The sequence below is a fragment of the Terriglobia bacterium genome (assembly GCA_020073085.1).
Classification (GTDB): domain Bacteria; phylum Acidobacteriota; class Terriglobia; order JAIQFV01; family JAIQFV01; genus JAIQFV01.
On the sequence record JAIQFV010000001.1, the window covers coordinates 500,579 to 514,321 of the forward strand.

12 protein-coding genes are annotated in these 13,743 nt (G+C 56.3%); 2 read left to right on the plus strand and 10 right to left on the minus strand.

What is annotated here, in order from left to right; all coding sequences use genetic code 11:
- Positions 1–38 precede the first annotated feature (38 nt).
- On the plus strand, positions 39–1,028 hold the full coding sequence (gene yedA, locus LAO21_01975; protein MBZ5551459.1) for a drug/metabolite exporter YedA: 990 nt from the start codon (positions 39–41) through the stop codon (positions 1,026–1,028).
- Between the two features lie 88 nt (positions 1,029–1,116).
- On the opposite strand, the gene LAO21_01980 is transcribed toward yedA, so the two are convergent.
- The 9 genes from LAO21_01980 to LAO21_02020 all read right to left on the minus strand — a co-directional run bounded on the left by LAO21_01980 (position 1,117) and on the right by LAO21_02020 (position 11,821).
- On the minus strand, positions 1,117–1,422 hold the full coding sequence (locus LAO21_01980) for a helix-hairpin-helix domain-containing protein (GenBank protein MBZ5551460.1): 306 nt from the start codon (positions 1,420–1,422) through the stop codon (positions 1,117–1,119).
- A gap of 16 nt (positions 1,423–1,438) precedes the next feature.
- Positions 1,439–3,223: a cytochrome b N-terminal domain-containing protein gene (locus LAO21_01985; GenBank protein ID MBZ5551461.1), complete on the minus strand. Its 1,785-nt coding sequence runs from the start codon at positions 3,221–3,223 to the stop codon at positions 1,439–1,441.
- A 126-nt stretch (positions 3,224–3,349) separates the two neighbouring features.
- Positions 3,350–3,874, minus strand: a complete 525-nt coding sequence (locus LAO21_01990; GenBank protein ID MBZ5551462.1) for a Rieske 2Fe-2S domain-containing protein — start codon at positions 3,872–3,874, stop codon at positions 3,350–3,352.
- Between the two features lie 303 nt (positions 3,875–4,177).
- Positions 4,178–4,954: a 6-phosphogluconolactonase gene (pgl, locus tag LAO21_01995; GenBank protein MBZ5551463.1), complete on the minus strand. Its 777-nt coding sequence runs from the start codon at positions 4,952–4,954 to the stop codon at positions 4,178–4,180.
- An 83-nt stretch (positions 4,955–5,037) separates the two neighbouring features.
- Positions 5,038–6,219, minus strand: a complete 1,182-nt coding sequence (locus tag LAO21_02000; protein MBZ5551464.1) for a glucose-6-phosphate dehydrogenase assembly protein OpcA — start codon at positions 6,217–6,219, stop codon at positions 5,038–5,040.
- Positions 6,220–6,289: 70 nt separating this feature from the next.
- Complete coding sequence (gene zwf / locus LAO21_02005; GenBank protein MBZ5551465.1) at positions 6,290–7,825, minus strand: glucose-6-phosphate dehydrogenase; 1,536 nt, start codon at positions 7,823–7,825, stop codon at positions 6,290–6,292.
- A 25-nt stretch (positions 7,826–7,850) separates the two neighbouring features.
- Positions 7,851–8,822 carry a decarboxylating 6-phosphogluconate dehydrogenase gene (gnd, locus tag LAO21_02010; protein ID MBZ5551466.1) on the minus strand — a complete coding sequence of 324 codons (972 nt, stop codon included), beginning with the start codon at positions 8,820–8,822 and terminating at the stop codon, positions 7,851–7,853.
- 86 nt (positions 8,823–8,908) lie between these two features.
- Positions 8,909–10,927 (minus strand): transketolase, encoded by a 2,019-nt coding sequence (gene tkt, locus LAO21_02015; protein MBZ5551467.1) that lies wholly within the window; start codon positions 10,925–10,927, stop codon positions 8,909–8,911.
- A 75-nt stretch (positions 10,928–11,002) separates the two neighbouring features.
- The gene (locus tag LAO21_02020) at positions 11,003–11,821 is read right to left on the minus strand and encodes an HAD family hydrolase (GenBank protein MBZ5551468.1); all 819 of its coding nucleotides are present in this window, start codon (positions 11,819–11,821) and stop codon (positions 11,003–11,005) included.
- A 509-nt stretch (positions 11,822–12,330) separates the two neighbouring features.
- Between LAO21_02020 and LAO21_02025 the strand changes: the two genes are divergently transcribed.
- Entirely contained in the window at positions 12,331–12,783 is a 453-nt protein-coding gene (locus tag LAO21_02025; protein ID MBZ5551469.1) for a MarR family transcriptional regulator, read from the plus strand.
- 472 nt (positions 12,784–13,255) lie between these two features.
- Here the strand turns inward: LAO21_02025 and LAO21_02030 are convergent, their stop codons facing one another.
- Positions 13,256–13,633: a hypothetical protein gene (locus LAO21_02030; protein MBZ5551470.1), complete on the minus strand. Its 378-nt coding sequence runs from the start codon at positions 13,631–13,633 to the stop codon at positions 13,256–13,258.
- Positions 13,634–13,743: the final 110 nt, after the last annotated feature.

A 13,743-nucleotide genomic window follows, 5' to 3' on the forward strand; every position in this document is an offset into this window, starting at 1 on the left:
AAGCGCAAAGATCATCGCATCCATCGAAGGCCTTGCTCATGGCTGCTTTCGGATCGGTGTACTTCTTCTGGGGTGCGACCTTCCTCGCCATCCGTTTTGCCATTGAAACGCTGCCTCCTTTTTTCATGGCGGGCACGCGTCACTTTGTGGCGGGTGTGATCCTTTATGTATGGTCTCGTCTCCGTGGTGCTCCCCCTCCGACCCGTGCTCACTGGAAATCGGCGGCCGTGGTGGGCATTCTCCTACTCTGTGTCGGGAATGGGGGCGTGGTTTGGTCGGAGCAGCGTGTTCCATCCGGGATTGCCGCACTGATGGTCGCGACCATTCCCCTTTGGATGGTGCTGCTGGGTTGGCTCTGGCACCGTTCTCACCGGCCGGGACTTGGCCTTTCGATTGGTTTGATCATGGGGTTCGCCGGGACCGCTATGCTTGTTGTCCCATCGGGAAGAGCGGGCGGAGGTCATGTCGATCCATTGAGTGCCGTGGTGCTCATGGTCGCCTCCATTTCATGGGCCAGCGGCTCGCTTTACTCTCGCAGGGCTCACCTTCCTCCTTCACCCCTGCTGGCAACGGCAATGGAGATGCTCGCGGGCGGCGCGGTCCTGCTTATAATGGGAGGTGCCTCGGGTGAGTGGACCCGGTTGCATCTCGAAGCGTTATCTGCCAGGTCATTTCTTGCCTTGATCTACTTGATCACCTTCGGTTCGTTGGTAGGTTTTACTGCCTATATCTGGATATTGCGGGTTTCGACCCCCGCCCATGTTTCGACCTACGCCTACATTAATCCGGTGATCGCTGTTCTGGTCGGCTGGGCCTTTGCGGGAGAACCGCTGACCTTGAGAACACTTCTGTCGACAGCCGTAATCGTCACGGCCGTCGTGCTCATTACCACCTTCCGCGCCAAGGAAGCTGGCGTCACGAGTAAAGAAGCATTATTGCCGGCCGAAGAGTGCCCCGCCTTGCCGGACAGCGCTCTCTCTCCACTCAATGAACCGGATGAGAAAACGAGTGCCGCTTCGAAACGATGACTCGCCAACGGGGCATGCGGCGAAAATATAACGGCAGGGGCCGATGTCAGAGTGGTTTCTGGATCTACGCCGTCGGGGTTGCTTCGGGCTATTTCCGGTCCTTCCAGTTCCACCATTTAAGAAGCTGTGGCTGATGTCGGTCATGGGAGGCGTAGTAGACGGCACAACGAAGAACATACAGCATGCACCGGTCCACCATCATCCCTTTCTGCCTGCAATGTTTGATATACAACTTCTCCGGATTCTGGTTTCTCAAACCTTGAACGGATCGAAAACCGAGATTCCATAAATCCACCGCTATACTCTTCCCTACCCCGGGTATCTGTTGAAGTCCCTTCAATGCCGCTACTCTGCTCATTGGCTCACCCACTTGTCTGTGTTCATCTGCGCACATCTGTGGATCATTATAGCTACTGCAACTTCGACAGCCAATCGACGATCGCCTTCTTATCGTCCGCGCTCAGTTTCGGGAAGCTTGCGGGCATCGGATCTTTCAGTCCGTACGCGCGGGAATCATCCAGCAGCTTCAAAAGATCCTCCGGAGATCGCTGCGGTTTTGCGGTGATACCTGCTAGAGACGGACCAATATTCCCGCCGGCATCATTGCCATGACAGAATGCGCAGGTCTTCATAAAAGCTTCGGGAGGATGCGGGCCGGCAGCTATTTTTTCAGCTCCCTTTGTGGAAGGAGTTGGAGCGGCGACCTTTGGGGTGGGCGGAGGGGTGCTTTCGACCACCCCTCCCCTTGCCTCCGACAACTGGTCGAGTGAATGCAGTTTCAGCAGCCAATCCGCCAAATCACTGCATTGATCAAGGCTGAGCTGTTGAAACCGAGGCATGGAATCCGGGGAGGGCTCTCTCGCATGGCCGGATATATATTTCAGAAGGAAGTCCTTCGAGAGCTGGCGTGACGAGGCAAGGCGGATTAACGATGGCCCCAGGGCGCCTCCCGTGGCATCACGCCCGTGACAGTTGGCACAATTGGCGAAATAGATTTTCAAAACTGGATTTCGAAGGTTGCCCATGACCGGCACCATGGGAACCTCGATGGGAAGCGAGCGGCCAATCTCCTCCGGTTGGAAAGGCGCCTCCAAGAAAGCCGCCTCCTCGCGCTTCTGGCTCTCAACCTGGGCGCGAAGATCGGGATTCGCGCCATCCTGATATTTGGACAGAATCACCAGGCCTCCCGCCCCGAGGAGTCCCAATAACATCAGCCCCGTGGCAACAGGCCGCCGCAGGGGGTGACGCTCTTCTTTGCGGTCGAAAAATGGGAGTACTGTCAGGATAATAAAAGCGATCCCAGGCAACAACACCGCTGGAACCAGTGTCATGTTGCCGGGGAAGTACTTCAGCAACTCAAACAACGGCAAAAAGTACCACGGGGGCCGGGCAAGATAATCCGACGTCGGATCCGCCTGTTGGCCCAGGGGCGCCTTCAGTTTCAAAGAGAGAATCACCAGCACAATGAAAATAAACAGAAAAACCAGGGCGTCTAAGAAAACCTGTCGTGGGTAAAACAGGTCGGTGCGAGCATCCTCGCGATGGTGGTAAGGACCCGCCGGACCGGACCTCCTGAAGAACACCACGTGAGAACCCGCCAAAAGGATCAGGACCAGCGGCAGAAGCCACACATGGAGTGTGAAAAAACGCGAGAGCGTGAGTGTTGTAATTTCTCTTCCCCCGAGCATGATCCGCTGCACCAGGGGGCCGCCCATAGGCACCTCGCCCATGATCGATGTTCCCACCTTGGTCCCGAAGTATGCTTCCTGGGTCCAGGGCAGCAGGTATCCGGTAAACCCAAAGGCCATCACGAGCAGCAACATGAGCAGGCCGCTGATCCAGAGGAGTTCGCGTTTCTCTTTGTATGCTCCAAACAGAAAAGTTTGCGCGAAATGGAGGATGACCAGAATGATGATGGCACTGGACCCATAATAATGAAGCCCCCGCAACAACGCTCCACCGGACACCACTTTCTGGATGAATGCAACGCTGGCATGTGCGTGATCGCTGGTGGGGGCGTAGTACATCGTCAAAACGATCCCTGTAAAAAACTGGAGTGCGAGCAACAAGAGAACCCCGCTGCCAAATACATAAGTCCAGCGCGCGCCGCCCCGGATCGGTTCGTCGTTGATCTTCCGGATCAGGCCTTCCACGCCCGTCCGCTCATCCAACCAGGAATAAAGTTTTCTCCACACGGCTTGCTGTCGACTCGACTGGTTTTAGGAAATAAAACGGAGGTCCAAGACTGCTCTCCTGAGCTTCGAGGATCAGAACTCAGGGGGGCTGGTCACCGAGGATCCGGATGCGTCGGCGCCCCCGGTTCATGAAATGATCTCTTTCTCAGCAATACTCTGTTTGAAGAACTCATACTTCACCTTGAGGACACCCTCTTCAATCCGATAATCGAGGGTATCCAGCCCACGGAGAGTGGGACCCCCCTGGCGTTGCCCGTCGCGAGTCCACGCACTCCCGTGGCACGGGCACATGAATCCATTCGATGCCGCATTGACAGTGCATCCCAGATGAGGGCAGGTGGCTGAAAAAACGACCACCCTGGATCCATCGCGCAGAATCCAGATGAGGCGTTGCGAGTTGAACTTTCCCCACCCCGCGTCCTGTGAGATGACAACGCTCCGCTTGACAGGCTCATGTTCAGGAATGTCTTCTAAAGGGCACACGACCTGCCAGTTCTGTTCCTCAGAGGCCTTCCGGAAGGCCGGATACAATGCATATTTCCCGGTCGCGACGCCCACCACCGCAGCCACAAAGGCGCCAATCAAACCCGTCATCTTCCCCAGGAATGAGCGGCGATCTGAGACGGGCACTGAATTTGACGGTTTGGACATAACCTCTCCTGGCCCAACACCTCGGGCGTACAAGGAATCTTCAAGACCTGATCGAGACACGATCCCAGCAACACTCATTATCCCACATCAGCTCCCCAGTGCACTGTGAGATGCATAACATGGCCGAACCTTTCTCTCAAGGTAAAGTTTGAAATGAATGTTCTATGGAAAAGGGGTGGAGATCGCCGATGTGGCGGCTGATGATGCAGACCGCGAGAAGATTGTGATCGCTTGGACTGGACTCCTCAACGGAAGGTCCTGGAGGTCCGATCTCTTTTGAGGTCGCCGCTCCGCGAGGGCCCCTCATTTTTCCGGTTGAAGCTCCGCCGCCGCCTCTCGATCCACCATCCAGGAAACTTTCCCATCGACGGGGTGGATGAGCTGTGCCGGATAGGTCTCGGGTCGAAAATTGCCCTCCAAAACTTCGCGGAGGGAGGCAGCCTTGTCGGTCCCCGCAACAAAGAATACGATCTGAGCGGCGTGATTCAGTGCAGGAGGTGTCAGCGTGATGCGATAGCATTTGAGTTTGTCCACCCAAGGGGCCGCGACCAGCAACGTCGTCTCGTGCAACACCAACGTGTCGGGAAACAGGGAGGCGGTATGTCCGTCCGGCCCCATCCCCAGCATAACAAAATCAAACCGCGGCCACTCACCCTCGCGGAGACTGAAAAAGGATTTCAATTCCTCCGCATACGCCTTCGCCGCCTCAGAGGCGACGGTCTTCTCAGCAGGGATGCGATGAATATTGGTCAGGGGAGGATTCACCTTGCTTAACAAAGTTTCGCGAGCCATTCGAAAATTGCTGTCCTTGTGGATAGGTGGGACCGACCGCTCGTCGCCCCAAAAAAAATGGACTTTCTGCCAATCGGTCCGTGAGGAATAAGGTGGGGTTGCCAGCAGGGAATAAAGGCTCCTGGGAGTCGAGCCGCCAGAAAGGACGACGGTGAATCGGCCCCGAGCCTGGATCGCCCCATCCGAGGCGGTGATGAACCGCTCGGCGGCGGCATGAGTCAATTCGTCAAGGCTGCTATAGATTTCGATCTCACGTTTCAAGGCGTTCGATGGCTGTTGTGCAGACATAAACTAAGAAATCCTGATTCTCCTTGTTTTTCAAGCCCCTCTCGGCACGACCGACGCCTCCGTGCCCCTGCGGGTCGTTCGTCTCAGGGCCGCTTCAATGCCCTCACCAGGGCCGCCGCCATTTGAATGGATTCCTCATAAATTTGGTCGTGGCTGAAGATTTCCAATTGACGGGCGATCAGTTCCACCTCGTTGTAAATTCGCAGAGGAACGGTGCGAAGGAAGGGGGGCAGGTTCGCGAACGCAATTTCCGTCTGCGCGCAATTTGGATCCTCTCCCTTGCCAATGCGAAAAGTTGTCGACCACTCCTCCCCTGTCCTCAATCCAAACGAGACCAGGTGGCCGGACAACTCCAACCGGGCGTCTGCCGGCCGAACCACCGCCGTGATGCCGTGGCCTCCCGCTTTAGGGCACAAATGAAAGCGACGTTCCTCATTCCCGATCTCCGCGCCGAGCACTTCCCAATGCAGTCGGCTGCCAAGCCATCCCAAAAGCAAATAGGCTTGCGGGGGGACGCCAGATCCGTCCACGACACGCTTGTTGTACTCCACGGTAACGTGTTCGATGTGTTCCAGATGATCCCGCAACACCGGGGGATCGAAAAACTGCGACGCCAGCTCACGCCATTGCATCAGCCGATGCCACGCCACATCGCTTACCGCCGACCGGCTGTGATGGGCCTTGATATATTCCTCCAACTGCGCAAAATCAGACTCGGGTGACGCAAAGGTCTTCGAATCCAGAATCAAACGATCGCAAACGCTGGAAATGGCCTTCAGAAACTCGCTGTCAAAAAAACGGCCCCCTTTCCACCACACGAACACCGGCAAATCGGATATCAGGAATGGGATCGTTGTGGCCGCCAACTCCCTCCCTGCCCCGCCTGACCCTCGAAGTGAGATCTGCTCACAGCACATCACCTTGCTGGCCGGAGAGGGCCGATGACAATGCGCGGAGATCCAGGCCTCCATTTTGAGGTTATCCTCCCCTGCGACGGCAGTGACCACAATTGCACGACAGGGATTCTGGACCGTCAATTCGCTGATGGTTTCAGTCAGTGAGGACTCCTGGGTCGCGTCTTCGGTCCAGACAACCAGATTCAGGACGCTGGCTCGTGCCACAACTCCCTCGGATTCCGGATCCGTGGAATCCGCCTGCGCGGCTCCCTTCCAGAGTTCACGCAGCTCTTCCTCGATTGCAGGGATGTCCACCTCAAGTGGCTGCCCCTTCAATACTCCACCCAGCGGGTTCTGGGATGCGTCCATTGGTACCTCCAGTTCGGGATCAGCGCGACCTATCCAAAGACCTCCTTCTTAGGAAGCCAGTGAGACGGGCTCACAAACGCCGCCACCTGCGTCCATCCTTGGAAATCAAATCATCGGCTTCAGCCGGGCCCTGGGAGCCGGCCTCATACTGGGGCAAATCTTTCTCCGTTGACTGGCGCCAGGACGTGAGATAGGGCATGATCACTTTCCAGGCCGCTTCAACGGCATCCCGGCGAGCGAACAGGGTGGCATCACCCCGCATGCAGTCATGAAGCAATCGTTCGTACGCTTCAGGCGTCTTGACTCCAAATGAGGTACCGTAACGGAATTCCATGTTGACCCAGCGGATATGCATGGATTGGCCGGGAAGCTTCGCACCAAAACGAAGGGTGATTCCCTCGTCCGGCTGAATTTTTAAGACCAGGATGTTGGGCTCAAGCTGGTCATCGGCAGTCTGTCCAAAAAGAAGGTGCGGGACACTCTTGAACTGGATCGCGATCTCGGAAACTCGCTTGGCCAGCCGCTTTCCCGAGCGCAAATAGAAGGGGACGCCCGCCCAGCGCCAGTTATCGATGAAAAGCTTGAATGCGCAATACGTTTCTGTCAGAGATGCCGGATCAACACCCTCCTCCTGGCGATAGGCGGGCACCTGCTTCCCGGCGACAAACCCCTGGGAATATTGTGCGCGCACCGAGTACTTCCGGGCTTCTTCTCCCGAGACCGGCCGAATGGCCCGCAGGACCTTGGTTTTCTCATCCCGGATGGCGTCGGCATCCATCGCGGCAGGCGGTTCCATTGCCACGAGGTTCAACACCTGCAGCATATGATTTTGAATCATGTCGCGCGCGGCCCCTGATCTCTCGTAATAAGAGGCACGATGTTCCACTCCCAAGGTCTCGGCCACGGCGATCTGCACGTGATCGATGTACCGCCGATTCCAAATCGGCTCAAAAATCCCGTTGGCGAATCGAAAGACCATAATGTTCTGGACGGTCTCCTTGCCCAGGTAATGATCAATGCGATACACCTGATCTTCTCTGAAGACGCTGTTTACTTCCTCATTCAGAGCATGGGCACTATCAAGATCTCTCCCAAAAGGTTTTTCGATAATGATTCGGGTCCAGTTCTTGGATCCGCTCCCGGCCACCATCCTGGCCGCCCCTAATTGTCGAATGATTTCAGAATAGGCATCAGGCGGCGTCGAGAGATAAAACAAACGGTTGGTCTGGGTCCCTCTCTCACGGTCGATCCGGGCAAGGAGTTCTCCCAGCTTCTTGTATCCCGAAGCATCCGAGAAATCGGATTGGCAATAGAAAATCCCCTCTTCAAAGGACTTCCAGACGGGTGTCTTGAGGCGTTCGTCTTCAATGAACTCGCGCTGCACCTGGCGAAATCCGTCATCGGTCCAGGACTTACGCGCGAAGCCTACGATGCCAAACGAGGGAGGAAGCAATTGATTTTCTGCCAGGCTGAAAAGGGCCGGGATCAGCTTCCGTTTGGTAAGATCTCCCGATGCCCCAAAAATGACGACGACGCACGGATCCGCCGAGCGCTCCACTTGCAATCCCTCGCGAAGCGGATTAGTCAGCAGTGTGGTAGATGTCATGATCTCCTCGGTATTCAAATCGGAATCATTTTGCCGCGGCCTTGACGGCGTGTCCGCCGAACTCATTCCTGAGCGCCGCCAGGACTTTGGCGGAGAATGACTCCGGCTGTCGCGAGTGGAACCGTTCGAAGAGGGAGAGTGTTATGACAGGCGCCGGCACATTATGCTCCATCGCTTCCAGGATGGTCCACCGGCCTTCGCCAGAGTCTTCAACATAGCCCTTGATGTTCTCAAGGTGAGGGTCCCTTTCCAGGGCATCCTGGGCCAGTTCCAACAGCCAGGAGCGGACCACGCTGGCGTGGTTCCAGAGCTTAGCAACCTGGGGAAGATTCAGATTGAACTGGGAGTTGTGGAGAATCTCAAACCCTTCTCCGTAAGCCTGCATCAGGCCGTATTCAATTCCGTTATGCACCATTTTGACATAGTGGCCCGCCCCGGAAGGTCCCACAAAGGCATAGCCATCCTCAGGTGCCAGGGTCTTAAAGATGGGCTCAATCTTCTTGAGAACGGCGGCCTCGCCTCCAATCATCATGCAGTATCCATTCTGCAGTCCCCACACGCCCCCGCTGGTTCCACAGTCCACAAAGTGGATGCCGCGATCAGCGAGTTCCTTCCCGCGACGGATACTGTCTTTGAACATGGAGTTGCCGCCGTCGACAAGGGTGTCACCCTTCTGTAGAAGCGATGCTACCTCGTTGATCGTGTCTTGAGTAGGAGTGCCCGAAGGGACCATCAGCCAAATCACCCGTGGCGGGCTCAGTTTCGATACCATTTCCCCGACTGAGGCGGAGGCAGTTGCGCCCAAGGCCGCCGAGGCCTTTACGACCTCCGGGTTTCGATCAAAGGCGACGACCTTGTGCCCGCCTCGGAGCAGCCTCTGCACCATGTTGCCGCCCATTTTGCCCAATCCGATAAATCCTAGTTGCATGGATTCACTCCTTTCCTCAACCTGCTTTGTCCGGATTTCTCCTGCGCTCACCCAATGGAGTCTGAGCATTCCATAGTCAAATGTTCTCGGCCGCAGAACACTGCAACCAGCTTCTCCTGAAATCTATTCCCACCGTCCAATATCGTACGTAGCTCTCACCGGTTGACCAGTTTTCGGGCGCGAGCTACAACGTTGTCGACAGTGAATCCAAAGGTCTCCAGGATCGCCTTAAGGGGGGCCGAGATGCCATAACCATCAACGCAGATCATGTCCCCGGCTTCCCCGATCCATTTCTGCCAACCCATGGGTCCGGCCATTTCTATAGCCAATCGTGATTTCACCGCCGGGGGCAACACGGAATCGCGGTAAGCCTGCGATTGCTGCTCAAACAGCTCCCAACTCGGCATGGAGACGATCCGCGCTCGAATCCCCTTTTTCGCCAATTCGAGTCGACTGTCGATTGCCAGAGACACTTCCGACCCTGTGGCGATCAGAATAAGATCAGGCGCTCCCCCTTCTGCCTCTGCAAGGACGTAGGCGCCCTTCAGGAGGCCGGTCGCCGGCGCATATTTTGCCCGGTCGATCGGTGGAAGTTTCTGCCGCGTGAAAATAAGGGCGGTTGGCGACTTCCGGTTCTCGAGGGCAAACCTCCAGGCCTGGGCAGTCTCGTCACCATCGGCGGGACGAATCACGGTCAGGTTATGAATCGCACGCAGGGCGGCTAGGTGTTCGACCGGCTGATGCGTGGGACCGTCTTCCCCCAGTCCCAGGGAATCATGGGTGAACACAAAAATGGACGGATACTCGCTGAAGGCAGCCAACCGGATAGGAGGGCGCATGTAATCGGAAAATTGCAGGAACGTAGCGCTGAAGGAGATCAATCCGCTCAGGGCAATCCCGTTGGTAATCGATCCCATGGCATGCTCACGCACTCCGAAGTGAAAGTTTCGCCCCTGGTAATTCCCTTTTTCAAAATCCCCATAGCCCTTCAAGAGCGTGTCCGTCGAAGGGGCCAAATCCCCCGATCCACCCAGCAGCCAGGGGACGACGGGGGCGATCGCGTTCAGCACCTTGCCTGAGGCCTCGCGCGTCGCCAGGGATCCGGCCGCGACCCCGAAGACGGGCAGCGATTTTTCCCACCCATCAGGAAGTCTTCCTTCCTGAATCTGACTCCATTGTGCAGCCATTTCGGGGTAATTCCGGGCATATCGATCAAAGGTCGACTTCCAATCCGCCTCCATGATCTGGCCCCGCCGGGTGGCCTCGCGAAAGTGTGCAAGGACCTCAGGAGGAACATAGAACTGCGCCTCCTCTGGCCAACCCAGGTTTCTTTTCGTGAGCTTCACTTCGTCTGCTCCCAGAGGAGCCCCGTGAGCCCCCGCGGTATCCTGCTTGTGAGGACTCCCAAAGGCGATATGGGTTCGGCAACAAATGATGGAGGGGCGCTCCTTTTCGTCGCGTGCGACTTCAATGGCTTTGTGGACTGCCCCGATGTCATTGCCATCCACCCGCTGCACATGCCACCGGTAGGCAGCGAAACGCTCATCGACGCTTTCCGTGAAGGCCAGTGCCGTGTCGCCCTCGATGCTGATGTGATTATCATCGTAGAGATAAATGAGGTTTCCCAGGCCAAGGTGCCCGGCCAGCGACGCCGCTTCCGAGGTCACGCCCTCCATGAGATCGCCGTCACTAACGATGGCGTAGATGTGGTAATCGACAATGGAATACGGCGGGCGGTTAAATTGCGTCCCCAAAAATTTCTGCGCGATGGCCATGCCGACGCCATTGGCGAACCCCTGGCCCAGGGGTCCCGTGGTGCACTCCACCCCCGGCGTCACGCCGTATTCCGGATGGCCCGGCGTAATTGATCCCGCCTGTCGAAACTGCTTGATCTGTTCCATGGGAAGGTCGTATCCGGTGAGATGAAGCAATGCATAGTGCAACATGCACCCATGGCCGGCGGAAAGGATGAAGCGGTCCCGATTGGCCCACTTGGGATTGGCGGGATTATGATGCAGAAAACGATCCCAGAGCACATAGGCCATCACGGCCGCGCCCATGGGCATGCCCGGATGACCCGAGTTCGCTTTCTGAACCGCGTCCATCGCCAATGCGCGAATCGTGTTTATGCAAAGCTCGTCGGTCTGTTTTCGATCTGCAGCCACGACACTCATGCGTCCTCCTATCCTCTCACCAACTCTTTCTTGCTTTCAGGGCCTGTGGCGCCCGCTGCCTTCCCATAAGATCCGCTATCTCCCGGCTGCCATGGCGCCCCCAAGGATGTGCTTCTCGATTCCGTCCGCGAAACCTTCTTCCGCATTCGACGTCGTCACATATCGGGCTGCCTTCTTGACGGCCTCACTCCCATTGCCCATGGCAATCGAGAGACCTGCCCGCGCAAACATCTCCACGTCATTCGGCCCGTCACCGATGGCGGCGATTCGATCGGCGGGAATCTGAAGAATCCGGGAAAGACTCGTGATTACTGAGCCTTTGTTGGCGCTCTTGACGGTGATGTCGACAAACCGGGGTTGTGATTGCGTCGCTGCAAGTTCTGTCCCCAGCTTCTGGCGGATCCTCTGCGCACACAACGCGACAATCTCCGGCTTCCCGACCACTGTCAGTTTGGGACAGTCTTCAAACCCCTCTTCAATCCCTTCGACAATCCTCGCCGCGAATCCCACGGTATGTTCTTCACGTTCGACATACTCATCGCGACGCCGGGCAAACCATTCCCATTCCCGATAAGCCCAAAGGTTCAGATCAAATTCTTTGGCGATGACCCATACCTGGTTGATCAAAGCCACCGGAATCACCTGCTTTTCGAGCACTCTCCCCTCTGGCGTGGCCACCTGGGCACCATTGAATGGAGCGAAGGGGAGCACGATCTCGAGCGCTTTGAGGAGCATCTCGAGGCCGCGCGGAGGACGAGAACTCGCAATTGTAAAACCGATGCCATGCTCCTTCAGCCCAAGCACAACCCGCTTTGTCCGGGGCGTGATCTCATGGTTGGATGTAATCAGGGTTCCATCGACATCAGAAACCACCAAACTGATCAGGTTCGTCATAATCTTGAAATGCGAACGTTGTCTGCCAAAGGTGAATCTCCTCGCACCTTCCCCCGCTTCATCGGACGGACTTGAGGACTCCACCCGCGCTCCATTAACGACCCCACAAAAGTGGTCAGCCCGACCCCTGCACTCGCTGGCCCTCTGCAACAGAGCAAATGGCCGTTGCGCCTAATCCAAATAGTGTCTCCTTCGATGAAGCGAGTCTCTCACAAGTCAAATTGAAAATCAATCAACGGGCCTTCTGACTCTTGAGGGCCCCTCCGTGGTTGTCTGAAAAGCGCCCTGAAGCCCGTGGGAGTTCGCGTTTTTGACTCTCTTCGCGCTCTCCACTATAATTCACCGGCCTTGACCTGAAGCGGGGGATGACTGACCTGCCTGCGCCGCCGGTGGTTGACACGCGAAGGTCACCCTGCGTCCGGGCCTGCGCTCGCTTGGCATTGAACCGTTGCTCACAATATCGTCCAACGATATAATACTGTCCAGATGATTCGGCGGGAGGTCCCGGGATGACCGCAACCTTTCAAATGCCCTTAACGAAGCGACAATTCGAGCGGATTGCCGCCTTCCGGCATGCCTTGCGCCGCTTCTTGCGACACAGCGAAAGGGCGGTTCGCAACCAGGGGGTCACCCCCCAACAATATCACCTTATCCTCGCCATTAAGGGGTTCCCTAAACGGAACTTCGCTTCGATCGGAGAACTCGCTGAACAGCTCCAGCGCAACCATCACAGTGTAGTTGAGCTGATCAACCGGACCGAGCGGCTGGGCCTGGTCAAGCGGCGGCCCAGCACGGAGGATCGCCGCCAAGTTTTCGTTGAGTTGACTGTCAAGGGAGAACGGATGCTGGAACGATTGATCCATGAACATAGGGCAGAGTACCGCATTCTGCATTCAAGCCTGACGACGCTCATGGAAAGCCGTGTGGGATCAGGTGGACAGAAATTGAGTCAGTGGGGTTAGGGGTCCGTATTCCAGGTCGAATCTCAACCCCCACAACAAGAGCGGCGGTAGCTTGCCGGGCCTCCCCCAATTCCCAATAGACTTTTCCTTGCCTCTCCGGATCCCAAGCCCATCGAGGGAATAAAGCTTGCCTCGTCCTTCGTGAATTGAAGAGAAATAAAAACGGAGGAGACCGCCGATCTCCCCCGTCTTATGGGTGGGCACTTATTTTACAGAGGTAATTTGAGAGAGGACTGGGGATAGGAGAGCAAGTGAAAACTTCAACCCGCTTATGATAAGATGTCCTTAAGATACGCATGATTTAAAGTCCGTCTCGTCGAACCCTCTCAAGACCCACAATACTCAGACCACGAAACAATTTCAGGTGCAACCGGGTGTTGATGAAAGTCGTCCAGTTGAAGATCTCCTGACGACCGAGTGAACTAAATCAAAAAATGAATTTCAGAACTGAGCAGCCTTTAGATGGGGAACATTAGACGAGGGGAGGAGCACGTTGGGCGCGTGAGGAAAAACTCTCAATAAACGGCAAAGACGGTTCGGGGATTTGGCAACATTCGACCCTTGAGGGAACCGGGTCCAGATTGACCGGGGTCGCCGGAGGGGTGCTATCGAAGGTGGACCACAAGCAGGCGATACAGACGGTCTCCTTCTCTGGATCTGTGCTTCGAGAATCCTTTTGAAGAGACGCCGCGGACGGGATCGCATCAAACAAATGAGCAATGGAAAGATGGCAAACGTGAAAATCGTCGGCCGTCGAAAAGGTGGGGAACAACAAAAACACCAGGGCCAGGAGGCTCAAGAACGAGGCGCCGCGATTCTTACGAAGTAAGATGATCACCGGTCTGTTCATCAGAGTGGTTCACCCCGACTTTTCAGGGCGCCTGGGGTGGGGATCCTTCTTGCCCTCCGGGAGGTCACGTGCCCCTCTCTATTTACACCATCTCCCTCCTCCCCTTGGGG